Below are 25,387 nucleotides of genomic sequence, written 5' to 3' on the forward strand. Positions count from 1 at the left end.
CGCGGCGCCCAGCGATCCGTCACCGGACGACGGCGGACGGCCGGGGAGCCGCAGGGGAGGATCTCCGTGAAACCGGGCAGTTGCCCCTGACTTCCGAGAATTTCCTATGGCAAGCATCACGCGGGAACGGCGGCCCGGAAGAGCGGGGCCGGTGGCTCATCAGGGCAGATACGCCGGAGCGAGGGCCGAGACCATCAGCCGCCGGGCCGTGCCGCGGCCATCGGCCGGCACCGTCCACAGATCCGAGCCGTAGTCGCCGGAGAGCGCGTAGACGAGGGTGGAGCCATCGGCCCACAGGGCCTGGTCGTCGATGTTGCGCCGCTCGGCGGTGGCGGTCTCCGTCATGTCCCGCAGATCGAGTACGTACAGCCGCCAGGGGGCGTCGGGCGAGGCTCCCGGAACGCGCTTCTTGTAGGCGATCCGGGTGCCGTCGGGGGAGAGGGAGGGGCATTCGACGTTGCGGTGCAGGGTGGTGAGGGTGCGGGCGGCGACATCGCCCCGGACGAGGTAGGTCTGGCCCCCGGTCGCCAGGGTGGCGTAGAAGCGGTTGTCGTCGGCGAAGGTGACGCCCCAGATATTGATGTCGGAGGCGCGGTACGGCCGGCCGTCCTTGGTGACGGCGAAGGACTCCAGATTGTCGTCGATCGACCAGGTGCGGGTGTCCACGATGGCGGTGCGGGTGGAGAACTTGGTCCCCGCGTAGGAGTCTCCGCTGACGAACACCGTCCACGCGACGAGGTGACCGGAGGGCGCGACGCGGGCGCGGGTCGGGATGCCGGCCGCCGGGAAGTGATGCCGTTCGCGCAGGTGGGAGTCGAGTACGACGGCGCGGTAGGTGTCGTCCAAGGCGTGGTGCACGGCCTGTAGACAGATGCCGGTACCGGCGGCCGCGTGGAAGCGCAGGCACTTGACGCCGGACACGGTGCGCGGCCCGTCCGGGCGGTCGGCGGGCACGGTGGCGATCTCGTCGCGGTGCGGGCCCCAGGCCAGGTTGCGGACGAGAAGCCGACGGCCGGCGTCGGCCGCCCGGAGCGAGACGGTGCCGGTCCGGACGGGCGGACCGCCCGCCTGCTCCTGGTTGCGCTCGTCGGACCGTTCGGCGGCGCGCAACACCGCCACCGCGCCGACCGTTCCCAGCAGCAGTACGGCGACCAGCAGGATCGCGAGGCGGGCGGTTCGGGTCATACAGCACCTCATCGGTCATACGGGCGGACACGCCCTCGGGCGGGGAGCGGCGGCAGCGGCCGACGGGTCACACCGCTGCCTCACCGGTCGTACGGAGAGCGGCCGACGCGACGACCGCGCTGACCGCCAGCGCGGCGGCGGTGACGGCGAGCGCGCTGCGCCCGCCCCACAGGCTCCAGGCGGCGCCGAAGGCGAGCGAGCACAGGAACCGGGCCAGCGCCTGGCCGGTGCCCACCAGGGCTTGCCCGGCGCCCTGGTGTTCGGCGGGGACGGCGCCGGCGGTGGCCGCCGCGAGCACCCCGTCGGTCGCCGCGTAGAAAGCGCCGTGCAGCACCAGGACGGCGACGGCGACCGCGACCGGGGCACCGCGGAGAGGGGCGAGCACCAGGCCGTAGCCGAGCAGCAGGACGCCATGTCCCGCAAGGAAGAGCCGGGGACGGCCGATACGGTCCGCGAGCGCACCCAGCGGGACCGCGAGCAGCAGAAAGACCGCGGCCGTGCCGAGCGGCAGCAGCGGGAAGAGGTGCGCGGGCAGGCGCAGTTCGCGCTGGAGGAGCAGATAGAGGAAGGAGTCGCTGACCGTGGTGAGGCCCAGCAGCGCGGCGCACAGGGTGAGCCTGCGGAGTCCGGGGCGGCGCAGCAGCGCGAGCGCGTCGCGCAGCGTGGGGTCGGCGGGGGAGTGCCCGGCGCCCCGGGCCGCGGTCTCGGAGGTGGCCGTCGGGGCCGACCCGGGGGTGATCCTGCGGGGCACGAACAGGACCAGTACGAGGACCCCGAGTGCGGCGACGCAGCCGCTGACCGCGAAGACCGCGTCGTAGCCGTCGACCGTGGCCCGGAGCACGGCGAAGGCCGCCAGCGGGCCGAGCACGGCGCCGGTGGTGTCCATGGCGCGGTGCACGCCGAACGCCCTGCCCCGGTGTTCGGGCCGGGTGGCCAGCGAGATCATCGCGTCCCGGGGCGCGGTGCGCAGGCCCTTGCCGGTGCGGTCGGCCGCGAGTACGGCGCCGATCGCCGGGAGGCCGTGGACGAGCAGCAACAGCGGTTTGCACAGGGCCGACAGCCCGTATCCGAGCCCTGCCACCACCTTGTGCCGCCGGCCGCCGCGGTCCGCGAGGTGGCCGCCGGCCAGCCGGACCAGCGCGCCGACGCCGTTGTTGATGCCGTCCAGCAGGCCGAAGCCGAGGGGCGAGAGGCCGAGTGCCGCGACCACGTAGAGCGGGAGGACGGCGGTGACCATCTCCGAGGAGATGTCGGTGATCAGGCTGACCGCACCGAGAGCCAGGACGGTGCCGGGCACGGCGGGCCGTCGCCCCGGACGGGTGTCCGGGGCGACGGCGGGCTTGGTGCTGCGGGAGTCCGCGAGGTACACGGGCGTCAGTTCCAGATGCCGGTGATGTCGGAGGCGGAGCCGGCGTTGCCGGCGTGCGTGGTCAGACCGGCCAGGTCTTCCAAGGTGCGGAGCGTGTTGTAGTGGTTGTAGGTGGTGGCGCTGGAGCTGCCGGGGGCGACATGCGCTCCGTACAGGACCGTGGGGATGCGGTTGCCCGACTGCTTGTTGTCCTCGTCGAAGGTGACGACCAGGATGCTGTTGTGGGTCTGCGCCCAGGTCGCGTACGCGCCCAGCTTGCTCTGGATCCAGGAGTCGCCGGTGGAGACCGAGCAGTCGTGCATGTCGTTGCACAGGTTCGGTACGACGAAGGACACCTTGGGGAGGGTCGTGTAGTCGGTCGGGAACTGCGTCATGGTCTTCGCGGTGCTGGTCGGCACGTTGGAGAAGCCGAACCACGGGTTGTGCTTCTGCGCGTACTGGCCGCTGCTGCAAACGGTAGAGCCCTGGCTGGGCAGATCCTCGTTGTAGCTGGCCCAGGTCTTCCCGGCGGCTATCAGCTCGGAGCCGAGGTTCGGCGCGTTGAGGGATCCGACGGGGACGCAGCTGTCGTCGGTGCGGCCCTGGTTGGAGCCCGAGAACAGCTGGTAGTAGTTCGGCTCACTGGGGTGGGTGAGGCCGAAGGACTGGGTGAGGTTGGCGCCACCCGCCTTGAGGGTGTTGTTGATGTACGGCGCGCTGGAACTGCCGATCACCTGGGAGTAGGCGTGGTTCTCCATCACCACGACCACCACATGGTCCGGCGCCGGCAGCCCGGCGGCCGAGGCGGAGGATCCGGTGGTGACCCACAGCCCGATCGAAGTGACGGCGAGGGCCATGGCCCCGGCGAGTGAGGTGCGGGTACGTCGTCTGCGCTTGGGTGCCTCTACTGCGGTCATGACTGTCCTCCGGACAGGAGCAACGAGCGTTCGGGGGGCGGCACGGCGCAACCTTAGAAGCGGCCGGCGGACTCGGCCGCATCCGGCACATGAAGAAAAGGCGAATGGTGGTTCCGCTTCAACCGGCCGCGCAGAGACGAGAATTCACGCGGCCTTGGGTGCGGTCGGTGCGGTCGGTGCGGTCGGTGCGGTCGAAGTGGTCGGTGTGCCGGACCCGGAACTCAGCGGGAGCGCGGCCCGGCGCCCTACGGGCAGGGCTCCTCGTCCCGGACGTTCCTGCGCGTGGGGGGCATGCCGACGGAGGGGTGCCGGTGGGGCGTGACGCGGGCGCGGGACCGGTAGACGATGTACGGGCGGACGGCGTAGCCGAGCGGGACCGTGAAGGCGTGCACCAGGCGGCTGAAGGGCCAGAGCGCGAAGAGCGCCATCGCGAGCACGGCGTGCACCTGGTAGACGAGCGGGGCGTGGGCCATCGCCGGCACGTCCGGGTCGAGCGCGAAGAGGCTGCGGAACCAGACGGAGACGCCGAGCCGGTAGTCGTAAGGGTTGGCGGCCGACGACGCGGTGGCGGTCAGGCCGGCGAGCAGGACGGCGGTCAGCAGCGGGTGGGTCAGGCGGTCGCTGCGGCTGGTCGCGCGGCGCACGGCAGGAACCCGCAGCCGACGCCACAGCAGGATGCCGAGGCCGCACACGGCCGCGACGCCCGCCGCGCCGCCCAGCGAGAGGGCCACCGTGTGGTACGTCGTCTCGCTCACCCGCAGCCGGTCGGTCAGCGCCTCGGGGACGAGGAGGCCCATGACGTGGCCGCCGATGACGAAGAACAGGGCGTAGTGGAAGAGCGGGCCGCCGACGCGCAGCAGCCGGGATTCGTGCAGCTGGCTGGAGCGGGTGGTGAAGCCGAAGCGGTCGTAGCGGTAGCGCCACGCCGTACCGGCCACGAGCACGGTCAGGGAGAGGTACGGCAGCACGCCCCACAGGGCGATGTGCACATGCGTGGTCACCGGCGGACTCCTTCGTCGCCCAAGGCACCTGAGAACGGGAAGGGAACGGGGCCCGGCATTTCCGGTACGGGTACGGCGGCCCGGCGGCCGGGCACGGTGCTGCGGACGGCCCGCACCACCTGGGCGTAGGGGCTGTGGTGGTCGTCGAGCGCCCGCAGGAGCAGGTCCAGGGACCCGCAGTGCTCGTCGAGCAGGGCGGTGCCCGCCTCGGGGCAGCGGGCGGCGAACTCCAGCACGGCGGGGAGGAAGTCGGGCAGTTCGCCGTCGGCGGGCTCCCAGCCGTGCGCCCGGTAGCGGGCCTTGAGCTCGGCGAGCGAGGCGCCGCGGCGGCGGGTGTCGCCGTCCGTGTAGTGGGTCAGGTGAAGGGTGCGCCGGCGGCTGCGGTCGAAGGTGGTCACGTAGCGCGCGGCCAGGTCGAGGAGCGGCACCGATGCCGTCTCCCGGCAGAAACGCAGCAGCAATCCGGCCGCGGTGCCGTCGAGCCGGCCGACCGCGGCGGCGACCTGGCTCACCCGCTGGGGCCAGGAGGCGTCCGGGTAGCCGAGCAGCAGGGAGGCGGCCTGATGGACGGCGCGCTGCCGGCTCACCGGTCGGCTCCGCCGCGCCGGGGGAAGAGGCCGCTCGGACGGCCGCGGCCGTCCCAGTTCAGGAGGTTGAGCCGGCCGCGCAGCCGGCTCTCCGGCGCCGTGCCGGACGACACCGGCGGCGTATGGAAGGCCTCCGCGTCGCCCGGTCCCGGTCCGTACATACCGGGCCCGCCGTCGCCGTCCAGGCTGCATCCCCCGCCGTCGTGGTCCGCGGCCGGATCGGCCACGTATCCGGTGGGAATGACGTACCGCTCCTCGTACTTGGCGAGGGCGAGCAGCCGGTACATGGCCTCGATCGAGCGCTCGTCCATGCCGACGCCGCGGGCGATCGCCGGATCGCGCTCCTCGCCGAGGTTGATCCGGCGCATATGGGAGCGCATCGCGGCGAGGCGGCACAGCGCGGCCTCGACCGGCGCGGTGTCCCCGGCGGTGAACAGCCCGGCCAGATAGCCCAGCGGGATGCGCAGCGCATCGATGGCGCCGAAGAGCGCGGCCGGGTCCTCCCCGTCGTGGCCGCTGCGGGTCAGCGCGTCGACGACCGGGGAGAGCGGGGGGACGTACCAGACCATGGGCAGGGTGCGGTACTCCGGGTGCAGCGGCAGCGCCACGCGGTAGGTGGTGATGAGGTCGCGCACCGGGGAGCGGCGGGCGGCGGTGATCCAGTCGTGCGGGATGCCGGACGCCTCGGCCGCGCGCGCGACGTCGGGGTCGTGCGGGTCGAGGAAACAGCCGAGCTGCGCCTCGTAGAGGTCCCGCTCATCGGGGACGGACGCGGCCTCGCCGACCTTGTCGGCGTCATAGAGCAGGACGCCGAGGTAGCGCAGCCGGCCCACGCAGGTCTCCGAGCAGACGGTGGGCTCGCCCGCCTCGATCCGCGGATAGCAAAAGGTGCACTTCTCGGCCTTGCCGGTGGTGTGGTTGAAGTAGACCTTCTTGTACGGGCAGCCGCTCACGCACATCCGCCAGCCACGGCAGCGGTCCTGGTCCACCAGGACGATGCCGTCCTCGATGCGCTTGTAGAGCGCCCCGGAGGGGCACACCGCGACGCAGGCCGGATTGAGGCAGTGCTCGCAGATGCGCGGCAGGTAGAACATGAACGCCTGCTCGTACTCCAGGGCGACCCGTTCGTTCATCCGTTGCAGGACCGGGTCCCCGGCCAGATGGTCCGGGCCGCCGCCCAGGTCGTCGTCCCAGTTGGGGCCCCAGGTCACCGCGGTGGGGCGCCCGTCGATCAGGGAGCGGGGGCGGGCGGTGGGCAGGTCGTCGCCGAGCGGGGCGGAGATGAGGTTCTCGTAGTCGTACGTCCAGGGCTCGTAGTAGTCGTCGAGTGACGGGAGTTCGGGGTTGGCGAAGAGGCGGGCGAGGCGGCGGGCGCGGCCGCCGGTGCGGGGGACGAGGCGGCCCCGGACGTCCAGCCGCCAGCCGCCCTTCCACTTGTCCTGGTCCTCATGGCCGCGCGGGTAGCCCTGGCCGGGACGGGTCTCGACGTTGTTGAACCAGGCGTACTCGGTGCCCTGCCGGTTGGTCCAGGCCTGTTTGCAGGTGACCGAGCAGGTGTGGCAGCCGATGCACTTGTCGAGGTTCATGACCATCGCCACGTGCGCCATGACGCGCATGTCAGTACTCCACATCCTGGGTGCGGCGGCGGATCACGGTCGTGGCGTCGCGCTGGTTGCCGGTGGGTCCGTAGTAGTTGGGGGCGAACGACAACTGGCCGTAGCCGCCGATGAGATGGGTGGGTTTGATCAGCAGCCGGGTCAGGGCGTTGTGCACGCCCCCGCGGCGCCCGCCGGCCTGCGTGCGCGGCACGTTCACCAGGCGTTCCTGTACGTGGTACATGAACACCGTGCCGGACGGCATCCGGTGCGAGACCACGGCCCGCGCGACCACCACGCCGTTGGGATTGACCGCCTCCACCCAGTCGTTGTCCGCGGCACCGATGGCCGCCGCGTCGGCCACGCTCATCCAGATGACCGGGCCGCCGCGGGCCAGTGTCTGCATGAGGAGGTTCTCCTGGTACTCGGAGTGGATCGACCACTTCGAATGCGGGGTGAGATAGCGGACGGTCACCGACCGGCCGCTGTCGGCCGTTTCGCCCGGCCTGGTGTCCGGGGCCAGCGGCGGCCGGTACACCGGCAGTTGTTCACCCTGCTCGGCGATCCAGTCGTGGTCGAGGAAGAAGTGCTGGCGTCCGGTGAGGGTGTGCCAGGGCTTGCGGTGCTCGGTGTTGACGGTGAACGGCGCGTACCGGCGGTCCGGGGCCTCCTTGCCTGACCATTCGAAGCTCGTCCCCACCTGTACGGGCCGGTCCTGGGTGTCCGAGAAGACCACCCGCCGGTCGGCGACCGTTTCGCCGAGCGTGGTGAGTCCGCTGACGGGTCCGCAGCGTTCGGCGAGCCGGTCGAAGCCCTCCGCCGCGAGGCGTCCGTTGGTCGTGCCGGACAGCGCCAGGATCGCTTCGCACAGCTTCACGTCGGTGTCCAGCAGCGGGCGCCCGCGGGCCGGGCCGGCCGGCGCGGTGCCGCAACGGGCCCCCAGCCAGCGCGCCTCGGCGAGCGGATGCACGGTGACGCCCTTCGCCGTCATGCCGTGCTCCTCGGCGAGCGGGCCGAAGCTCGCCAGTTTGTCGGCGACCGCGGTGTAGTCCCGCTCGACGAGGCTGAAGCGGGGGAGGTTGTTGCCCGGCCGCGGCGGGGCGCCCTCCCGCCAGTCGTGGACCGTCCCGCCGGGCTGGGCCGTCTCGTCCGGCGTGTCGTGCAGCAGGGGCGTGGCCATCAGGTCGTACGCGGTGTCCAGCCGTCCCTTGGCCAGGGCGCAGAACTTCTCCGCGAGGCCGTGGAAGATCTCGAAGTCGGTGCGCGCCTGCCAGGGCGGGTTGATCGCGGGCGAGAACGCGTGGACGTAGGGGTGCATGTCCGTACTGGACAGGTCGTGCTTCTCGTACCAGGTCGCGGCGGGCAGGACGAGGTCCGCCATCAGCGTGGTGGAGGTCATCCGGAAGTCGAGGGCGAGCAGCAGGTCCAGCTTGCCGCGCGGCGCCTCGGCCCGCCAGGCCAGGTCCCGCGGCCGGTCCTGCGGCGGCGCCTCCTCGGCCCGTGCGTTGTCGCTCGCCCCCAGCAGGTGCCGCAGGAAGAATTCATTGCCCTTGGCGGAGGACCCGATCAGGTTCGCCCGCCACACCGTCAGCACCCTCGGCCAGTTCGCCGGGTCGTCCGGATCCTCGCAGGCGAACGCCAGCCGCCCCGCGGCGAGTTGGGCGGCCACCCACTCGTCGGGCTCGTGCCCCGCCTCGTGCACCGCCCGCCCCAGATCCAGCGGACTGGCGGTGAACATGGGCGCGGACGGCATCCAGCCGAGCCGCACCGACTGCGCGACCAGATCGGCGGTATGGCGGCCGGCGAACGTGCCGCGCGCCGTCGGCGACGCCGGCGCGCCCGCGCCGCGGCCCTCGTACCGCCACTGGTCGGTGTGCAGATACCAGTACGGCGTTCCGGCCGTCTGCCGCGACGGGCGGACCCAGTCCGCGGCGGACTGCAACTGCTGCCAGCCGGTGTACGGACGGACCTTCTCCTGCCCCACGTAGTGGGCCCAGCCCCCGCCGTTCACGCCCTGGCAGCCGGTGAGCAGCAGCATCGTCAGGAAGGAGCGGTAGATGGTGTCCGAGTGGAACCAGTGGTTGGTCCCCGCACCCATGACGATCATGCAGCGGCCGCGGGTCTTCTCCGCCGTGTGGGCGAACTCCCTCGCCGCCCGCACCACCGCGCCGGCGGGCACCGACGTGATCGTCTCCTGCCAGGCCGGGGTGTACGGCCGCGACGCGTCGTCATACCCCTCGGGCCAGTCACCCGGCAGCCCCGCACGCCGCACCCCGTACTGCGCGAGCAGCAGGTCGAAGACGGTGGTCACCCGGCGCCCGCCGACCTCGCGGACCGGCACGCCGCGGCGCACGGCCTCGTCGCGGTCGAAGCGCGGCAGCAGGACCTCGACGCCGTCACCGTCGGCCCGGTGGAAGGTGAGTTCGGGCTCCACGTCGCCCAGGTCAAGGTTCCACCGGCCCTGACCGCGCTTGGACCAGCGGTCGCCCAGGGTGCCGTTGGGCACGATGGGCCGGCCGGAGACCGCGTCCAGCAGCACCGGCTGCCATCGCGCCTCCTCCTGGCCGTCGGACAGCTCCAGATCGGCGGCGGTCACGAACTTCCCCGGCACGAACGCCCCGTCGCGCGCTTCGAGTTCGACGAGGAAGGGCAGATCGGTGAACTTCCGCACGTAGTCGGCGAAGTACGGGACCTCCCGCTGCACGAAGAACTCGGAGAGGATCACATGGCCCATGGCCATCGCCAGTGCCCCGTCCGTCCCCGGGTGCGGGTGCAGCCATTCGTCGGCGAACTTGGTCGCGTCCGAGTAGTCCGGCGACACCACCACCACCTTCTGCCCGCGGTAGCGCGCCTCGGCCATCCAGTGGGCGTCCGGCGTGCGGGTGACCGGTACGTTCGAGCCCCACAGGATCAGATACGCCGCGTCCCACCAGTCACCCGACTCCGGCACGTCGGTCTGGTCGCCGAACACCTGCGGGGACGCGATGGGCAGGTCCGCGTACCAGTCGTAGAAGGAGATCATCGGCGCGCCGATCAGCGACATGAACCGCGCGCCGACGGCGTGCGAGGCCATCGACATGGCCGGGATCGGCGAGAAGCCCGCCACCCTGTCGGGGCCGTACGTCGCGATGGTGTGGACGTGCGCGGCGGCCGCGATCTCCAGGGCCTCGTCCCAGCCGATCCGCACCAGACCGCCCTTGCCGCGGGCCGACTGGTACGCACGGCGCTTGTCCGGGTCACCGGTGATCTCCGCCCACGCCGCCACGGGATCGCCGAGACGCCGGCGCGCCGCGCGGTAGAGCTCCAGCAGCACGCCGCGCACATGCGGGTAGCGCACCCGGGTCGGCGAGTAGGTGTACCAGGAGAACGACGCCCCCCTGGGGCAGCCCCGGGGCTCGTACTCCGGCCGGTCCGGGCCCACCGACGGATAGTCCGTCTCCTGTGTCTCCCAGGTGATCAGACCGTCCTTGACGTACACCTTCCACGAGCACGAACCCGTGCAGTTCACCCCGTGCGTGGAGCGGACGACCCGGTCGTGCGCCCAACGCTCGCGGTACGGGGCGTCGTTGACCTGCTGATCGGTGCGGTAGACCGCCCGCAGGTCCGGTGCCGTGTCGGTGCGTCGCAGCATCCGCCCGGCCCGCAACAACTGCTCGGCGGCCACTGCCGCCACCCGCTCGGCTTCCCTGCGGGCGCTGCGTCGCACCACCCTCGCTCCTCTCGCGGCGTGTGGACAGAGACACCGGCTCCGTCGGCACGCCCCGAGCAGGGCTTGCTCACCGAAGAGACCGGTGTTCCTCTGACAGCAGTTTCGCCCGCGAACACCCCTGGTGGCGGAGTGAACACACACAGTTGAGAAGACTTATACGCGGCTTTTCTTGCCCTTTGCAATACTTGTCATTCGCATGTAATTCGCGGGGGAGGGCGGACATTGCCGCCCTTCACCCCCCGCCACCTGCTCACATCCGCTCGGCGGCGCCTCCGGCGACCGCGGGCTCGCCCACCGGCACGAGCTGTTCCGCGAGCGCCCGGTCGCGGCGCCGGCCCAGTACGCGCTCGACGTGGTGTTCCTCGTGGTGGTCGACGCGCCGGGCGTGGAGCAGATGACGCAGACTCACGATGCCCTGGAGGTGGGGACGCTCCCCGCGGTCGACGATGAGGATGCGGGTCACCTCATGCTGCGCCATCCGGTTGGCGAGCGTGCGCAGGGTCTCGTCGTCATACGCGGTGACGGCGGGGCGGGCGAGCTCGGTGAGCGGCGTGGGGTCGTCGGCGGGGGTGCGCAGCAGCTGCCGGCGGGTGACCACGCCGCACAGGGTGCCGTCGGCCTCGAGGACCGGGTACAGGCGCTGGGCCAGTCGCTGCTCGGGGTCCGCGGCGTCATGGCCCTCGCGGAGCACACGGGTGGCCTGGCCCGCGGTCGCGTCGGCGCGGAAGGTGGCGGCGGGAGGAATCTGCAACTGGCGGACGAGGTGGACCTCCAGCGGGTCGACGCTGTATTCGCGGGACAGGTGCAGACCGCGCCGGGCGAGCTTCTCGGTGAGCACGGAGCGCTTGAGCAGGACCACCGACAGGAGATAGGCGGCCGACGCGGTGATCACCATGGGGATGAGGGCGTTCATCTCGTGGGTGAGCTCGATGCAGAACACGATCCCGGTGAGCGGCGAGCGCATGACGCCACCGAGCACTCCGGCGAGCGAGACCAGCGCCCAGAAACCGGGGCTGACGTGCGGGAAGACCAGCCCCTCGGCCGCGCCGAGCGCGCCGCCGATCATGAACATCGGGGCGAGGACGCCTCCGGAGGTGCCCGACCCCAGGGACAGGCCCCAGATGAGCGTCTTCACCACGAGGATGCCGATGATCAGTCCCACGGTGGCCCGGCCGGTCAGCAGCTGGTCGATGACGTCGTACCCGACCCCCAGAGCGCGGGGTTCGATGAGCCCGCCGACGCCGATGATCGCGCCGCCGATGGCCGGCCACCAGGACCAGTGGAAGGGCAGCTTGGCGAAGAGGTCCTCGGAGAAGTAGACGAGCGCGGTGGCGCCCAGCGCCAGCAGTCCGGCGGTCAGGCCGGCCACCACACACAGTCCGTAGACCGGCAGCCCGAGGTGCGTGGGGACATGCGCGCCGGCGAACAGCGGCTCGGTGCCCAGAAGGGGACCGCGGACGAGAGTGGCGGTCACGGCCGCCACGGCCACCGGCAGGTAGGAGCGCGGACGCCATTCGAACAGCAGGAGTTCGACGGCCAGCAGAATGGCCGCCAGGGGAGCGTTGAAGGTGGCCGCCATGCCGGCCGCGGACCCGGCGACCAGCAGCGCCTTGCGCTCGTCGGTGGTCACCCGCAGGAACTGCGCGATGAGCGAGCCGACCGCGCCGCCGGTCATGATGATCGGCCCCTCGGCGCCGAAGGGCCCGCCGGTCCCGATGGACACGGCCGAGGACGTCGGCTTGAGCAGGGCGACGCGGGGCTGGACCCGGCTGCCGCCGATGAGTATCGACTCGATGGCCTCGGGCATGCCGTGCCCCCGGATCTTCTCCGAGCCGTACTTGGCCATCAGCCCGATCACCAGGCCACCGACCACGGGCATCACCAGCAGCAGCCAGGAATGCGCGGTGCCGTGCGGAGTGGCGGAGTCGACGCTGAGCCGCCCGTAGAAGCACAGGTTGGTGAAGAGCGCGATGAGCTTGAGCAGTCCGACGGCGACGAGCGCGGCCGCCGCGCCCACCGGAATGGCCAACGACGTGATGAGGACGGCACGCGGAGGGACATGGAAGTCGCCCAAGTGCGGGATCTTCAGCTGAGGTTGGGGACGTCGAGCAGCGCTCTGCGGTGAGGCAGGGCTGTACCAGGGCATGAGGGTACCTCCGGGGTGAGAAGGCCGGTTTTGTCGTATCCGGACGCCCGAGTGCACCGTTCGGGCGTGCCGAGTCCCGGCGGGGCGCGCCGGGACGGTGGACACAGGGCGGCGACGTTGCCGCCCTCAAGGCAAGGGGAGAAAGAGGGATGCGGGAGTGGACAGAGCCCGGCGGCCGTTCCGCGACACGCGTCGGTGCGGGTCGCGCCGCCGGATGCCCGGCGCGGTCAGCCGGCGCAGCGCGAGCGGTTCATGGCGACCGCCCCTGAGACGGGCGACGGACTTCTGTACGTTCCCGCTGCCGCGTCGACGGTGAGGTGCAGGCGCTCACGTGCGGCTTCGCGAGCGTGCCCGCAGCACACACAGACGCTTGAGGAGCTTCCGTGCTCCCGCTCGGCCTGCATGACATCACACCTTTCGCTTCGAAGTCGTCGCGCCCACGACACCTCGAGTAATGGATACGAGCATACTATTGCACTCTGCAAAAGTGAGACGGGTGCATAGTTGCAACCGGCGCAGTCCGGGGGCACGGGGCCTCGCCCGCCGCGCCGGAGCGCACCGCCTGTGCCCCTGATCGCGCCGCGCCCGGCACGGCCCGCGAGGGGAGGGGGCCCGATGCCCGGGCCACTATCGGCCGCACCCCATCCATGAGGCGCACCCCATCTATAACAGGACGCCCGGCACGCGAGCCGAACCGTCCACCGTTGGAGAAGGCGGATCTCGGAACAACCTGGTGGCCGTCGGCGCCTACACCGGGTCGAGCGGGCTTTGCTCGCAGTCGGTGGCGGCAGCGCTGGTGGCAGCGGTGGTGGCAGTGGCGGCGGTGGTCCGGATCAGATAGTCGACGACATCGGCGACGTTCCGCCGGCGGCCGTAAGCGGTTCTCTGCCGGACGGCCCCGTTTCCGTCGGTACGGAGGCGCGCGCGTGCGGCTCGCAGGGGGACGAAGTCGCCGGTGGATTCGAGAACGGGGCGCACGGCGTGGAAGAGCCGGTCGACCTGCGTGCCGGCCGGCTCGAGCCGGCGGGCGCCCAGGTTGATGCTCTGGCCGGCCAGGCCGTCCCGTGCGGCGCGCCAGCAAGCGGCGCGCAGCATCTCCGGCTGCGGGTTCGGAGCGGGTTCGGAGCGGTGTACGGCTGCCAGGGCGAGGGCCGTCAGGCCCTTGAGCGCTCCGGCGAGCAGCACGGTGTCATCGACGGTGGGGGCGGCGTCGGCGACCCGGATCTCCAGGGTGGGGACGTGATGGGAGGGGCGGATGTCCCAGTAGAGGCCGCCTCGGTCCATGACGGTGCGGGTGCCGATGAGGTCGTCGAGCAGGTCCTCGAAGTGGGCACGGGACTCGAAGTACGGAGGCGGTCCCGCCACCGGCCAGCGCCCCCATGTCATGGTCCGCCAGCTGGCGTATCCGGTGTCCTGGGCGTCCCAGTACGGCGAGTTGGCGGTGACGGCGATGAGCGCGGGAAGCCAGGGTCGCAGATGGTTGCTCACCTGCAGGGCCGTGGTCAGATCAGGGATGCCGACGTGGACGTGGCAGGCACAGGCGGTCTGTTCGTGATCCAGCGCGCGGAACATCGCGGCGCTTCGGGCGTAGCGGGGACCGGGGGTCAGCGGCGGCGGGGTGTGCTGGCCGAGGATGGGCGTGCCGCTGGAAATGATGCGCAGCCCCAGACGGGCTGCCGCGTCCGCGACCGCGCGACGTGTGGTGTGGAGCTGGTCTCTCAGGCTCGTCAGGCCGGTGTGCGGATCGGTGCGGACCTCGACCTGGTAGCGGGTGATTTCGGTGGTGACCCGGTCGCCGAGTTCGGCGGCCGCCAGTGCCACGACCTTCTCGGCTTCCGTGCTGAGCTGCCGCGAGGCCGGATCCACCAGCAGGTACTCCTCCTCCACCCCCACCGTGACGGCCGCCGGCCCGGCCGCGGCCCGGGGGCGCCCTTCACCATCGGCTGCCAGAGGATGCGCGTCGGCACGTGTCCAGTTCCGGCTCGTCATGGTGAGAAGCCTGTCACCTAACGTAATCGCATGCGAGTGGGTATCAACCCATTTCCCCAACCCGCTGAGGGGGATCCGCGTGCGGGAAGAGGCGCAGGCACTCGTCACCGGCGGCGGGCCCGCGGGGGCGACCGCAGGCGCCGTGCCGGCCCGGCAAGGTTTCCGGTGACGCTCCTGGAGAACAACCTTTTCCCCCGCTACCACGTGGGTGAATCCCGACTGCCCGCCCTCCTCCCGCTGCCGCATCCGGTCCCAGCGCCTGCACCGCGATCCGCGTCCCCGCCTGCGCCACGCACACCGGCACGCCAAAGCGCAGACGGCTTCCGGTCCTGAAGCGCGTGGCAGAAAGCGGGCGGGCTGAACGCGCTGACCGCTGCGCGTTCGGGGCTTGGCGTGCCACCCCGCGTGGGCTCAGGCGTCGAGCCGGGCCGCCAGGCCGTCGAGGACCCGGTCGAGTCCGTACGCGAAGGAGTCATCGCGGATCCGCTGCGGGTCCGCGTCCGGCTGGGCGGAGCTTCCCTGGCGCAGCCGCGGGTGCTCCCGGGACGCCTCGTCGAAGGCCGGCCGCAGCTCCGCCACCCATTCCTCCTCGGTCTTTCCGCTGCGGGCGATCCCCGAGAGGTACGCGGCCTCGGACACCGCCGTCCCGATGACATACGCCATCAGCGTTCCCATCGCCTGGTCCATCTCGTCCGCCGGGAAACCGGCCGCCTCGAACTGCGCCAGCAGCCCCGACGACATCCCTATGGCGTTCGGGCCGATATGGACGAGGCCCACCTGGCCCAGCTCGGGGGCGATCCACGGGTGGCGCAGGACCATCGCCCGCAGCTCGGTGGCGGTGCGGGTGACGGCGGCCCGCCATTGCTTACCGTCGGCCGTGGCCGGCACCCCGGGCTCGCCGTAGACGTCGTCCACGACCAGCTCGATCAGCTCGTACTTGCTGGCCACATGGCGGTAGATGGAGGTGGCCGCCGCGTTCAGGCGGGTGCCGAGCCTGCGCATGCTGAGCGCCTCGATGCCCTCCTCGTCCAGCAACCGGATTGCCTCGGCGACGATCTGCTCGCGGGTCAGGTGTTCCCGCTGCCGGGGCCGCGGCCGGCTCCATACCGAGGCGGTCGGCTTCTTGTCGGCTGGCATGCGGCCCCTCATCTCTGCTGTGCGTCGTCTCCCCGTCACGGTAGCGCACGCCGTGCGCACCTTGCGTACAGCGTTACGGCATGCGTACAGTGTTCACATCAAGAGAACGCCGTACGCAATGGGGTGGGAGCAGACATGTCGAACAACGTGAACTGGGACGAGCGGGGTAACTGGGACGCCACGGGCGACTGGGGGGCCAGGGACTCGGCGGGAAAGAAACTGGACCTCGCCCGCTGGCAGCAGCGCCTCGACGCACTGCGCGCCAAGCACCACGTCCCGGCCGCGTCCCTCGCGGTCCTCGTGGACGGAACCGTCCACGAGCTGGCCAGTGGAGTGCTGCACCGCGGCACGGGCGTGACGGCGACGACCGACTCGGTCTTCCAGATGGGCTCGATCGCCAAGGTCTACACCGCGACCCTGATCATGCAGCTCGCCGACGCGGGCCAACTGGACCTGGACGCACCGGTCGTGGACGTCCTGCCGGAGTTCTCGGTCGCCGACCCCGAGGTGACCAGGGCGATCACCACGCGCCAGCTGCTCAGCCACACCAGCGGCCTCACCTGCGACTTCACCTATGACAGCGGGCGCGGCGACGACTGCCTCGCCAAGTACGTCGAGGCAGCGAAGGGCGTGGCACTCGACTGCCCGCCCGGCGAGGCGCTCTCGTACAGCGGCATCGGGTACGTCGTGCTCGGCCGCATCATCGAGGTGCTGACCGGCAAGGTCTGGGACGAGGCACTGAAGGACCTGCTCTTCACCCCGCTCGGCCTCGACCACACGATGACGCTGCCCGAGGAGGCACTGCGGTTCCGCGCAGCGATGGGCCACCTGGGCGAGCCGGGCCAGGACCCGGAACCGGCGCCGTCCTGGGACCTGATGCCGCGCTCGGCGGGCCCGTACGGCCGGGTCCTCGCCACGGCCGGGGACCTCGCGCGGCTCGCGCGGATGCACCTCGCGGGCGGAGTGGCACAGGACGGTACCCGGGTGCTCTCCGAGGAGACCGTCGCGCTGATGCAGCGCCGGGTCGTGGACTCCCCCGACAAGTGGTCGGTCAGCGCGGACGGCTGGGGTCTGGGCTGGACCCTGTACGACTGGAACGGAATCCAGGGCTACGGCCACGACGGCGCCTCGATCGGGCAGTACGGCTATCTGCGCGTCGTCCCGTCGGCGGGCGTCGCGGTCGCGCTGCTCACCAACGGCGGCGGAGCGCGCGAGCTGTACGCGGCGCTCTACCGCGAACTCCTCGCCGAACTCGCCGGGGTGACGATGCCGGACGCCTTCGCCCCGCCGGCGGAGCCTCCCGTGGTCGACTTCGCGCCGCTCGTCGGCACGTACCGGCGCGAGGGCGTGATCATCACCGTGACCGAGCGCGACGGTGCGGGGCACATGGTGTACGAGTTCGTCGACGGCATGAAGGACTTCTCCGAACCCCTGGATATCGATCTGGTGCCGGTGACGGAGACGGTCTTCGCCGGTACGGGGGTGGGCGCGGCGTTCAGCGAGGACTACATGCCCGTGATCTTCTCCACGCTGCTGGACGGCACCGGGTGCGTGTACATCGGGATGCGCTGCGGCCCCAAGGTCGCGTAGCACGGCCGCACCGCGCGAAGCCGGCCCGCATTCCGGTGAATCCGCGTGAGCCGCTGCCGGAACGGCCCGGGTCAAAAACGGATAGGCGCGCCACCGGGCCGGACATAGTCTGCGGGCTGTGACGGTGAGATATGTGCTGGACGGCAGTGAGGTCAAGACGCTGGAGGACTTCTGGCGGGTCGCCGGCGAAAGCATCGGCTGCGGCGGCTACTTCGGCCGCAACCTCGATGCCTTCGCGGACTGCCTCCGAGGCGGTTTCGGGACACCGGACGACGGCGACTTCGTGATCGAGTGGCGTGATCACGAAGCCTCCCGCCGGAGCCTCGGACACGATGAAACCGCTCGCCAGCTCGAGAAATGGCTCGTCCGCTGTCATCCGACGAACAAGGACCGCATGGCCGCCAGGCTTGCGGAGGCCCGTGCCGGGCGTGGCCCGACCGCCTTCGACTGGCTGGTCGAGATCATCGAAGAGGAACTTCCGGGCGGCCTGCGCCTTCTTTGACCGTGCGGACGGGTCACGCAGCTCTCCCTGCCGCTGGCCTCGTCGAGGGCCGCGGATCGAGACCCATGGGAGACCAAGTGCGGCAGGGACGAAGCTGCGTCACGCGTCACGCGTCACGCGTCACGCGTCGCCGGTGGGCCGGGGGCTGTCCTGATCCGGGAAGAGGGCGGCGGCGACATGGTGCGTGTCGGCGTATTCGATGACGGAGGTGATCTTGCCGTCGCGGACGGTGAAGATGCCGAGGCAGCGGTTGTCGTAGCGGCCGCCGTGCACGGTCGTGGCCTTCGAGGTCCATTCCGCCACCACGCGGTCGTTCTCGGCGACGGTGCTGACCAGGGCTATTTCCAGGGTGCCGGGGACGAAGGCGGGTCCCATGCCGCCGAGGAAGTCGTTGATGATCGCGTCGCGGCCGTGCCACACCTTGGAGACCGGCAGGCTGCCCGGGTAGTGCCAGGTCGCGTCCTCGGCGAAGCTGTCGTGGATGACATCGGCGTCGCCGTCGCGCACGGCCTCGACGTAGCGGATGACGACGGTCCGGGGGTCGGTGGTGACGTTCATGGTGGTCATGGTCATGCTCCTTGGGTTGCTGTGCGGAGTTCGCGGTCGGGGAAGGGGGCGGGGGAAGGGAGTTCGGGGTTCAGGGTTCAGGGCAGGGTGAGGACGGCCTTGCCGCGGATGCGGCGGTCGCGCAGGTCCGTGAGGGTGGTCGCGGTGTCGGCCCAGTCCGTGACGCGGCCGATCTCCGGGTGCAGACGGCCCTGCTGGGTCAGCCGGACCAGCGCTGCCAGGTCGTCGTCGAGGCGGGAGTCCGCGTCCAGATAGTGGAAGTGGCGGATGACGGCCGATTCGGGGCCCTTGAAGAAGTCGAAGAAGTCGAGCGTGGCGGGCGTACGGCTGGCCTGGCCGAACCAGACGAGCGTGCCGCGCCTGGCGAGCCGCGCCAGGGCGAGCGGGAGGGCCCGGCCGCCGGTCGACTCCAGCACGACGTCGTAGGGGCCACGGGCGTCGGCGACGTCGTGGACGACTTCGGCGCCGAGCTCGGCCAGCCGGGCGCCGCGTTCGGCGTCCCGGGTCACGGCGGTGACCTGCGCCCCCGCCGCGGCCGCGAGTTCGGTCACGTAGTGGCCCACGCCGCCGGACGCACCGGTCAGCAGGACGCGCCGGCCCGGCACGGGCCCGGCGACCCGCAGCAGCCGCAACGCGGTGAGCCCGGCCAGCGGCAGCGCCGCGCCCTCGAGCACGGAGACGCCGTCCGGCAGTACCGCGAGGGCGTCCGTCGGCACCGCCACGTACTCCGCCCAGCCGCCCGCCATGGGGTGGCCGACGACCCGGGTGATCCCGGACGGTCCGCTTCCGTCGGCGGCCGGCTGGACGACCAGCCCCGCGATGTCCTTGCCCGGCCGCTCGCCGGGCACCGGCTTTTCCAGCTTGAACGTCTCGCCCCGGTTGACCGAGAACGCCTCGACCTTCACCAGCGCCTCATGCGGGCGCGGCGCCGGCTCCGGGACGTCGGCGAGTACGACCGGTTCGGCCGGATCCCCGGTCGGTATCAGGGCTTTCATCGTGGTCCTCTCCTCGGTGATCTCCGGGGCCGTCCGTGGTGTGGTGCCCGGTCCGGCGCCCGGTGCGGCGTCGAGGACCATCTGACCGGGTGGCGGTGTGGCCCCGCCAACAACGAAGCCGCCAGGCCGACAACGTTCGGTTGTCGCATAAGGTCAGCGCCATGGATCTCGACCTCGCCCTCGTCCGCGCGTTCACCACGACCGCCGGAACGCTGCACTTCGGACGGGCGGCCGGGGAGCTGAACACCAGTCAGCAGGCGCTGTCCAAACGCATCGCGCGGCTGGAGGAGCTGCTGACCGTCCGGCTGTTCGAGCGCGAGGGCGGCGTCCGGCTGACCGAGGCGGGCGAACGGTTCCTGCCGGCCGCGCACGAGGCGTTGACGGCGGGTGAGCGCGCGATCGCGGCGGTGTGCGGCGCCGGGTCCGTCGTACGGATCGACACCTGGGGGCACCTCTACGCCCCGATGCGCACCGTCGCCCAGGCCGTGCAGGCGCTCGGGCCGGTGCGGCTGGAGCCCGGCCACGGACGCGACTGGCCCTCGGTCGCGCAGGCGCTGCTGCGCGGCGACACCGACCTGGGTCTCGGCCGGGTGCACCCGCTGCCCGGCGGCCGCGACGCGGAGCTGACCCAGCGGCTGGTGCGGCTCGAACCGGTCGACGCACTGGTCGGACCGTCCCACCCGCTGGCCGGCGCGGACGCGCTGCGCCCGGCCGACCTGCGCGACAGCACCCTGTGGTGCCCCGCCGAACTGACCCGCCTGGACTTCCTCCGCCGCTTCGCCGACCACTTCGCCCTCACCCGGCGGCAGGACGGCCCCAACCTGGGCCCGGACCACCTCGTTCAGCACCTCCGCGACGACGCCGGGTCCTTCACCCTCTTCCCCGCCGACGCACCGCTGCCCGACCACGCGGGCCTGCGGGCCATCCCGCTCGTCGAGCCGACCCCGCTGTACGCCTGGTCGCTGGCCTGGCGCGAGTCCGCCCGCCACCCGCAGCTCGACACCCTGCTGCGCGGCTTCACCGAAACCGGCCGCTCGCGGCGCTGGCTGGACTACGACCCCCAGCGCGACTGGCTCCCGGACACCGACCACGTGAAGCTCGCGGGCCGCACCCCTTAGTCGGACCCGGGGCTCTCCCCGTCTCCTCGGCCCGCCCGGACCGTGGCTCGGGCGCGGGCACGGGCGTACCCGTGCGATACCGGTCCCTGCCTTCACCGCCAAGTACCTTCCACGCAGGCGCTGTTGGCCCCGTACCCGCGGACGCGGCGAGCGTGTTCGTCACATCGTCACCCGGCGGACCCTGCGTCGGGACGCGAAGAAGGACGCCCGCTTGCGGGACGAACTGGACCGGCTGCGCCGCGCGGTTACCCAACCGGGCGGGGCCGCCCTCGAGGCGACCCCGCCCGGGCCGGTCCACGCCACGCCACCATCGGTCACCACCCGTTCGTGCGGTCCACGGCCGAGGCGTACGCGTCCCGCGCGCTCCGTGGGCCGTCAGGCGCCGCCCGCAGCGGGCACGAGGCGGGTGAAGGAGACCGGGAGGCGTTCCGGGCCGCGCAGGATGGCGTTCTCCCGGTAGGGCGGGGGGTCGGCAACGAGGCGGGGGGACTCCAGGCGGCGGGCGAGCGCCGTCAGGGCGATCCCCGCCTCGGCACGGGCGAGGGTGGCGCCGATGCAGTAGTGGATGCCGCCGCCGAACCCGAGATGGGCGTTGTCGGGACGGTCGGGTACGAACCGGCCCGGGTCCGCGAAGCGCCGCGGGTCACGGTTGCCGGCGGCGAGGAGCAGGCGGATGCGTGACCCCTTGGGGATGGTGGTGCCGGAGACGTCGATGTCGGCCAGGGTGCTGCGTCCGGACATCTGTACCGGCGGGTCGTAGCGCAGCACCTCCTCCACGAGCGGAGTGGCGAGATCGGGATCGGTGCGCAGCCGGGCAAGGGCTTCGGGGTGCCGCAGCAGAGCGAGGGTGCCGTTGGCGATGAGGTTGACGGTGGTCTCGTGGCCGGCGATGAGCAGCAGGCCGAGCGTGACGCGGAGGTCCACGGGGTCCATGGGGCCTTCGGGGCCCTGGCCGTGCATCAGGCCGGAGAGCAGGTCGTCACCGGGGGCGACGGCGCCGTGCCGCGCGATGAGCCCTTCGAGGTACTGCTGCAACTCGGCCCGCGCCGCCAGGAGTTCGCGGATCTCGTCCTCGGTCTGGGTGTCGATGGGGTCCAGACCCCGGGTGAGCCGACGGGCGAGGCTGCCGAAGAGGGACTCGTCCTCGCGCGGTACGCCGAGCAGTTCACAGATGACGGTGACGGGCAGGGGGTAGGCCAGGTCGGCGACGACGTCCAGCTGTCCCGGCCGCTCGCTGGTGTGCGCGTCGAGCAGCCCGGTGACGAGCGCGTCGATGTGGTCGCGCATGCCCATGACGCGGGGGACGAACTGCTGGGTGACCAGGCGGCGCAGCTGGTCGTGGCGGGGCGGGTCCTCCACCAGCAGGCTCTTGCGGATCGGCCGCTGGTGTTCCGGGGGGAGCCGGTCGGCGCTGATGCGGGGGTCGCGCAGCAGCAGGCTGATCTCGCGGTGACCGCTGACCAGCCAGGTCCCGTCGTCCATGCGCACGACCGGCTGCCGGAGCAACTGCTCGTAGTGGGGGTAGGGGTCGGCCCGGTGCTCGTGGCGGAGGGCCTGGGTGAACAGGTCCGAGGCGGTGTGCCGGTGCGTGGTCGAGGTAGCGGTGGAGGTCGTGGTCGAGGTCGTGGTTGAAGTCATGGTGGAGCTCCCTCACTCGTGTCCGGCCAGGGCGGAAGGGATGGAAGGGGTGGAAGGGGCGGGCGATATGGACGGGATGGACGGACCCGGCGCGAACGCAGCGCCGGCGGGCCGGGGGAACTCCGCGTCGAGCGGGTCGAGCCGTTCCGGTCCGTCGGCGGCGTTGAGCTCCGGAGGGAAAGGCGCTCCGGCCTCGATCAGGGCGGCGTATCCGTCCAGTACACGGGGGGAGTCCACCGCGACGGCGGCCACCATGCGGCCGCGCCGGCCGTACGCGGCCACGAAGCGCCGCTGGTCGAGCGAGCCCTGGGTGACGACGACCTGATCGGCCTGCGCCGGCAGCCCCAGGCACTTGAGGTTGACCCCGAACTGGTTGGACCAGAACGCCGGCAGGGGGCGATGCGCACGAGGCGACCGTGACCCGTGGGTCATGTTGTGTGCGGCGGTACGGGCCTGCGCGACGGCGTTGTCCCAGTGGTCCAGGCACAGCAGTTGCCCGGGGTAGAGCGGGTGCGGCCAGCGGGCGATGTCACCGGCGACGAAGACGTCCGGCACCGGTGTTCCGTCGTCGGACAGGGCCCGGCAGGCGTTGTCGCACTCCACACCGCGGACGTCCGCCGCCAGCCCGGAGCCGGTCAGCCACTCGGTGTTGGCGAGGGCGCCGGTGGCGACGACGGCCACCTCGGCCTCCACCAGGGTCCCGTCGGACAGGGCCGCGCGCCGCAACCAGCCGTGGGCGTCGCCCTCCAGTGCCTGGACCGTGGTGCCGAGCCGCAGGTCCACCCCGGCGTCGCGGTACCAGCCGGTCACGGAACGGCCGATGACACCGCCCAGTGCGCTCGCCAACGGGCCGCCGCCGCGCTGGGTCACCGTCACCTCGAGGCCCAGGTCGCGGCAGGACGAGGCGACCTCGCCGCCGGTGAATCCGGCGCCGATCACCAGCACCCGGCCCGGCCCGGCGGCGAGTGCCGCGCGCAGCCGGTCGGCGTCGTCGCGGGACCGCAGCAGATGCACCCCGTCCAGGGCACCGCCCTGCCGCTGGGGCCAGGGCCGGGCCCGGGTGCCGGTGGCGATCAGCAGCCGGTCGTACGGAACCTCCCGCCCGTCGGCCCGCGTCACCCGGCGTTCGCGCAGGTCAACGCCGCTCGCGGGGGTGCCGAGCAGCCAACGGGCGTCGATGTTGCGCACCCGGGGCAGCACGGTGTGGTCGGTGGACAGCCAGCCGGACAGGACCGCCTTCGACAGCGGCGGGCGGTCGTAGGGCGCGTGCGGTTCGTCGCCGATGAGGGTGAGTTCGCCGTCGAACCCCTCGTCGCGCAGCGCCTCGGCGGCGCGCAGCCCGGCCAGGGAGGCGCCGACCACGACGATGCGCCCGGGGCCGTTCATCGTTCACTCTGCGTGGTCAGGGGCGCGGCCTCGGTGGCCCTGCCCAGGGTGATGGCCTGTACGGGACACGCCGCGGCGGCCCGCTCGACCTCGCGGCGCGTACGGGGATCGGGCGCGTAGTCGTATTCCACGGCCTCCTCACCGTGGAACCGGAAGACGTCCGGCGCGGCGTAGACGCACTGTCCGTAGCTCTGGCATCGATTGAGATCCACGACGAGCCGGAGCTCGGCGGGTGGCGAATCGGTGCACATCTTTCGCTCTCCTCCCAGGTCAGCGGGGTACGGCGGCACGTTCTGCGGCTCGGTCCGCGGACCTCTCCGCGATCGTCGGGGGCGTCTCGGGACCGCCCGCGGATCCCATCGCCGCAACCGCCATTCAGATAGCAACCACTATTTGGACTGTACACGCTATCGGCGCATTGACATAGTCATCACTATTTGAATAGCATGAGCAACATGAGTACCGAGCGTGATGAACATGCTGAACCCGTGCGGCAGCGACTCACCCGCGCGGAGGCCAAGGCCCGCACCCGGCGGCTGCTGCTGGACGCGGCGGCCCGGGTCTTCGCCCGTAAGGGCTTCGCCGGTGCCTCGGTGGAGGAGATCGCCGAGTCCGCGGGCTTCTCCATCGGTGCGCTGTACTCCAACTTCGGCGGCAAGGAGGCCCTCTTCCTGGAGCTGATGGCCGAACGCGGTCTGGGCCGCGTCGCCGAGGCCGCCCAGACCCTCGACCGCCACGAGGCGGGCACCGGGGAGGCCGCCGCCGAGCTGGGCCGCCTGCTGGTGCACGTCGCCGACAAGGACACCGACTTCGCACCCCTCCAGGCCGAGTTCTGGCTCTACGCGGTACGCAACCCCCACGTCCTCGACACGATGGCCGACGCCCTGCGCGAACCGCGTCAGGCGCTGGAAGGCCTGATCGACACCTGGCTCGCCGAGCAGGGCGCCCCGTCCGAGGTCCCCACCGACTCCGTGGCCACCGTGGTGGTGGCGCTGTTCCAGGGGCTGGTGCGCCTGCGGCGCGTCGATCCGGACAGCGTTCCCGAAGAGCTCTTCGGCCAGGCCCTGCGCTGGCTGTTCAGCGGCATCGGTGCGGGCCCCGCACCGGCCCGTCCCGCCGACCAGGACTGAGCGGCACTCACCGGCACGGCTTCCTGGATCGCCCCGCGGTCCGCCACCAACGGCGGGCGTCCCGTGCGCCACTGCCACGGCAGGGCCCCGATCGCCCGCAACTCCTCCCGCAAGGAGCCGCATTCATGAACCCGAACCCGCAACGGCCATCAGCTGCCCGGGGCATCCGCAGGGGCTACGTGGTGGCCGGGGCGGTCCTCGCCTTCATGTGGCTGGGAGAGGCCAACGAGCCGGCCTGGGCCCACGCCGTCCGCGCCGCCTTCCTCCTGCTGCTCATACCGCCGCTGCTGCTGCGGACCAACCGCCGCCTCACCGCCGCGTTTTACGAGTCCGCGCACCCCGGCCCGGCGCTCGCCCGGCTGATCGCGGCCCGGATCCTCATCGTCTCGGCGGCCCTCGTCGCCGGCGCCCTCCTCGGCCACCTGATGGACCCGCACACCGCCCACGACACCACGGCGCTCGGCATCCGCATCCTCTGCGTCCTGCTGACCATCCCGCTGCAGATCCGCGCCGCCCACCGCGCACGGGCCGGGGGTGTGCACCCCTCGGCCCGCCCCACCTTGTCGGCACCCCGGGTCATCTGCGCCAAGCTGGGCCTCATCGCCGCCGCGCTGCTGGCCCAGATGCTGATCGATCCCTACGTGGCCAACGCCCAGGTGCTGACCGCCGCGGCCATCGCCGTCACCGTGACCGTCCTGGGGCCCAGGGTCCACGCCAAGCTGCTGATCGCCCCCACCCCCCGGACGACCGGGCAGCCGAGCCCGGCCCGGGCGACAACGTGACCGGGCAGGACCTCGTGCGGGCGACCGTCTCGGCCACCCGCCCCTGACGGCCGGCCCGTCGGTCC

20 protein-coding genes are annotated in these 25,387 nt (G+C 72.0%); 5 read left to right on the plus strand and 15 right to left on the minus strand.

The annotated features are described in order from the left end of the window. Positions 1–159: 159 nt before the first annotated feature. The 10 genes from ACIRPT_RS06175 to ACIRPT_RS06220 all read right to left on the minus strand — a co-directional run bounded on the left by ACIRPT_RS06175 (position 160) and on the right by ACIRPT_RS06220 (position 15,614). Positions 160–1,185, minus strand: coding sequence for a TolB family protein (locus tag ACIRPT_RS06175; RefSeq protein WP_403822959.1), 1,026 nt, complete (start codon positions 1,183–1,185; stop codon positions 160–162). 67 nt (positions 1,186–1,252) lie between these two features. Then, positions 1,253–2,554 carry an MFS transporter gene (locus ACIRPT_RS06180; RefSeq protein ID WP_403822962.1) on the minus strand — a complete coding sequence of 434 codons (1,302 nt, stop codon included), beginning with the start codon at positions 2,552–2,554 and terminating at the stop codon, positions 1,253–1,255. Between the two features lie 5 nt (positions 2,555–2,559). Continuing rightward, positions 2,560–3,450 carry an alkaline phosphatase family protein gene (locus tag ACIRPT_RS06185; protein ID WP_403822964.1) on the minus strand — a complete coding sequence of 297 codons (891 nt, stop codon included), beginning with the start codon at positions 3,448–3,450 and terminating at the stop codon, positions 2,560–2,562. 245 nt (positions 3,451–3,695) lie between these two features. After that, positions 3,696–4,451 (minus strand): respiratory nitrate reductase subunit gamma, encoded by a 756-nt coding sequence (narI, locus tag ACIRPT_RS06190; protein WP_403822967.1) that lies wholly within the window; start codon positions 4,449–4,451, stop codon positions 3,696–3,698. Continuing rightward, positions 4,448–5,038: a nitrate reductase molybdenum cofactor assembly chaperone gene (gene narJ, locus ACIRPT_RS06195; protein ID WP_403822970.1), complete on the minus strand. Its 591-nt coding sequence runs from the start codon at positions 5,036–5,038 to the stop codon at positions 4,448–4,450. The genes narI and narJ overlap by 4 nt, the downstream gene beginning before the upstream one ends. After that, the gene (gene narH, locus ACIRPT_RS06200; protein WP_403822973.1) at positions 5,035–6,654 is read right to left on the minus strand and encodes a nitrate reductase subunit beta; all 1,620 of its coding nucleotides are present in this window, start codon (positions 6,652–6,654) and stop codon (positions 5,035–5,037) included. Before narH ends, narJ begins: the two co-directional genes overlap by 4 nt. Position 6,655: 1 nt before the next feature. Further along, complete coding sequence (locus ACIRPT_RS06205; protein ID WP_403823393.1) at positions 6,656–10,264, minus strand: nitrate reductase subunit alpha; 3,609 nt, start codon at positions 10,262–10,264, stop codon at positions 6,656–6,658. 328 nt (positions 10,265–10,592) lie between these two features. Beyond that, a complete protein-coding gene (locus ACIRPT_RS06210; RefSeq protein ID WP_403822976.1) occupies positions 10,593–12,488 on the minus strand; it encodes a chloride channel protein in 1,896 nt (631 codons plus the stop codon). A 747-nt stretch (positions 12,489–13,235) separates the two neighbouring features. Then, positions 13,236–14,477, minus strand: coding sequence for a glutamate--cysteine ligase (locus tag ACIRPT_RS06215; RefSeq protein ID WP_403822980.1), 1,242 nt, complete (start codon positions 14,475–14,477; stop codon positions 13,236–13,238). Positions 14,478–14,888: 411 nt separating this feature from the next. Next, positions 14,889–15,614, minus strand: a complete 726-nt coding sequence (locus ACIRPT_RS06220) for a TetR/AcrR family transcriptional regulator (protein ID WP_403822983.1) — start codon at positions 15,612–15,614, stop codon at positions 14,889–14,891. A gap of 135 nt (positions 15,615–15,749) precedes the next feature. Between ACIRPT_RS06220 and ACIRPT_RS06225 the strand changes: the two genes are divergently transcribed. Next, the gene (locus tag ACIRPT_RS06225; RefSeq protein ID WP_403822986.1) at positions 15,750–17,204 is read left to right on the plus strand and encodes a serine hydrolase domain-containing protein; all 1,455 of its coding nucleotides are present in this window, start codon (positions 15,750–15,752) and stop codon (positions 17,202–17,204) included. Between the two features lie 118 nt (positions 17,205–17,322). Then, positions 17,323–17,706: a barstar family protein gene (locus ACIRPT_RS06230; protein WP_403822989.1), complete on the plus strand. Its 384-nt coding sequence runs from the start codon at positions 17,323–17,325 to the stop codon at positions 17,704–17,706. A gap of 120 nt (positions 17,707–17,826) precedes the next feature. Here the strand turns inward: ACIRPT_RS06230 and ACIRPT_RS06235 are convergent, their stop codons facing one another. Both ACIRPT_RS06235 and ACIRPT_RS06240 read right to left on the minus strand, forming a co-directional pair. Continuing rightward, complete coding sequence (locus ACIRPT_RS06235) at positions 17,827–18,273, minus strand: nuclear transport factor 2 family protein (protein ID WP_403822992.1); 447 nt, start codon at positions 18,271–18,273, stop codon at positions 17,827–17,829. Positions 18,274–18,350: 77 nt separating this feature from the next. Beyond that, on the minus strand, positions 18,351–19,268 hold the full coding sequence (locus ACIRPT_RS06240; protein ID WP_403822995.1) for a zinc-binding dehydrogenase: 918 nt from the start codon (positions 19,266–19,268) through the stop codon (positions 18,351–18,353). A gap of 161 nt (positions 19,269–19,429) precedes the next feature. Between ACIRPT_RS06240 and ACIRPT_RS06245 the strand changes: the two genes are divergently transcribed. Further along, positions 19,430–20,386, plus strand: a complete 957-nt coding sequence (locus ACIRPT_RS06245) for a LysR family transcriptional regulator (RefSeq protein WP_403822998.1) — start codon at positions 19,430–19,432, stop codon at positions 20,384–20,386. 375 nt (positions 20,387–20,761) lie between these two features. Here ACIRPT_RS06245 and ACIRPT_RS06250 read toward each other — a convergent pair whose 3' ends face one another. The 3 genes from ACIRPT_RS06250 to ACIRPT_RS06260 are packed head-to-tail and all read right to left on the minus strand — an operon-like array spanning position 20,762 to position 23,661. Then, a complete protein-coding gene (locus ACIRPT_RS06250) occupies positions 20,762–22,024 on the minus strand; it encodes a cytochrome P450 (RefSeq protein WP_403823001.1) in 1,263 nt (420 codons plus the stop codon). Between the two features lie 12 nt (positions 22,025–22,036). Next, complete coding sequence (locus tag ACIRPT_RS06255) at positions 22,037–23,410, minus strand: NAD(P)/FAD-dependent oxidoreductase (RefSeq protein WP_403823003.1); 1,374 nt, start codon at positions 23,408–23,410, stop codon at positions 22,037–22,039. Continuing rightward, positions 23,407–23,661 (minus strand): ferredoxin, encoded by a 255-nt coding sequence (locus ACIRPT_RS06260; RefSeq protein ID WP_403823006.1) that lies wholly within the window; start codon positions 23,659–23,661, stop codon positions 23,407–23,409. Before ACIRPT_RS06260 ends, ACIRPT_RS06255 begins: the two co-directional genes overlap by 4 nt. Before the next feature lie 237 nt (positions 23,662–23,898). Here ACIRPT_RS06260 and ACIRPT_RS06265 point away from each other — a divergent pair, with 237 nt between their 5' ends. Together ACIRPT_RS06265 and ACIRPT_RS06270 are read left to right on the plus strand one after the other, a co-directional pair. Next, positions 23,899–24,540 (plus strand): TetR/AcrR family transcriptional regulator, encoded by a 642-nt coding sequence (locus ACIRPT_RS06265; protein WP_403823009.1) that lies wholly within the window; start codon positions 23,899–23,901, stop codon positions 24,538–24,540. A gap of 125 nt (positions 24,541–24,665) precedes the next feature. Continuing rightward, positions 24,666–25,322, plus strand: coding sequence for a hypothetical protein (locus ACIRPT_RS06270; protein WP_403823012.1), 657 nt, complete (start codon positions 24,666–24,668; stop codon positions 25,320–25,322). The last annotated feature ends 65 nt before the right edge of the window (positions 25,323–25,387 follow it).

The organism is Streptomyces sp. NPDC101227 (assembly GCF_044767545.1).
Classification (GTDB): domain Bacteria; phylum Actinomycetota; class Actinomycetes; order Streptomycetales; family Streptomycetaceae; genus Streptomyces.

Excerpts from the sequence above, each read along its gene's own strand:
- ACIRPT_RS06175 (WP_403822959.1), bottom strand. The coding sequence starts at position 1,185 with ATGACCCGAACCGCCCGCCTCGCGATCCTGCTGGTCGCCGTACTGCTG.
- ACIRPT_RS06185 (WP_403822964.1), bottom strand. The coding sequence starts at position 3,450 with ATGACCGCAGTAGAGGCACCCAAGCGCAGACGACGTACCCGCACCTCA.
- narH (WP_403822973.1), bottom strand. The coding sequence starts at position 6,654 with ATGCGCGTCATGGCGCACGTGGCGATGGTCATGAACCTCGACAAGTGC.
- ACIRPT_RS06205 (WP_403823393.1), bottom strand. The coding sequence starts at position 10,264 with ATGCTGCGACGCACCGACACGGCACCGGACCTGCGGGCGGTCTACCGC.
- ACIRPT_RS06210 (WP_403822976.1), bottom strand. The coding sequence starts at position 12,488 with ATGCCCTGGTACAGCCCTGCCTCACCGCAGAGCGCTGCTCGACGTCCC.
- ACIRPT_RS06215 (WP_403822980.1), bottom strand. The coding sequence starts at position 14,477 with ATGACGAGCCGGAACTGGACACGTGCCGACGCGCATCCTCTGGCAGCC.
- ACIRPT_RS06220 (WP_403822983.1), bottom strand. The coding sequence starts at position 15,614 with ATGCCAGCCGACAAGAAGCCGACCGCCTCGGTATGGAGCCGGCCGCGG.
- ACIRPT_RS06225 (WP_403822986.1), top strand. The coding sequence starts at position 15,750 with ATGTCGAACAACGTGAACTGGGACGAGCGGGGTAACTGGGACGCCACG.
- ACIRPT_RS06235 (WP_403822992.1), bottom strand. The coding sequence starts at position 18,273 with ATGACCACCATGAACGTCACCACCGACCCCCGGACCGTCGTCATCCGC.
- ACIRPT_RS06240 (WP_403822995.1), bottom strand. The coding sequence starts at position 19,268 with ATGAAAGCCCTGATACCGACCGGGGATCCGGCCGAACCGGTCGTACTC.
- ACIRPT_RS06245 (WP_403822998.1), top strand. The coding sequence starts at position 19,430 with ATGGATCTCGACCTCGCCCTCGTCCGCGCGTTCACCACGACCGCCGGA.
- ACIRPT_RS06250 (WP_403823001.1), bottom strand. The coding sequence starts at position 22,024 with ATGACTTCAACCACGACCTCGACCACGACCTCCACCGCTACCTCGACC.
- ACIRPT_RS06255 (WP_403823003.1), bottom strand. The coding sequence starts at position 23,410 with ATGAACGGCCCCGGGCGCATCGTCGTGGTCGGCGCCTCCCTGGCCGGG.
- ACIRPT_RS06260 (WP_403823006.1), bottom strand. The coding sequence starts at position 23,661 with ATGTGCACCGATTCGCCACCCGCCGAGCTCCGGCTCGTCGTGGATCTC.
- ACIRPT_RS06270 (WP_403823012.1), top strand. The coding sequence starts at position 24,666 with ATGAACCCGAACCCGCAACGGCCATCAGCTGCCCGGGGCATCCGCAGG.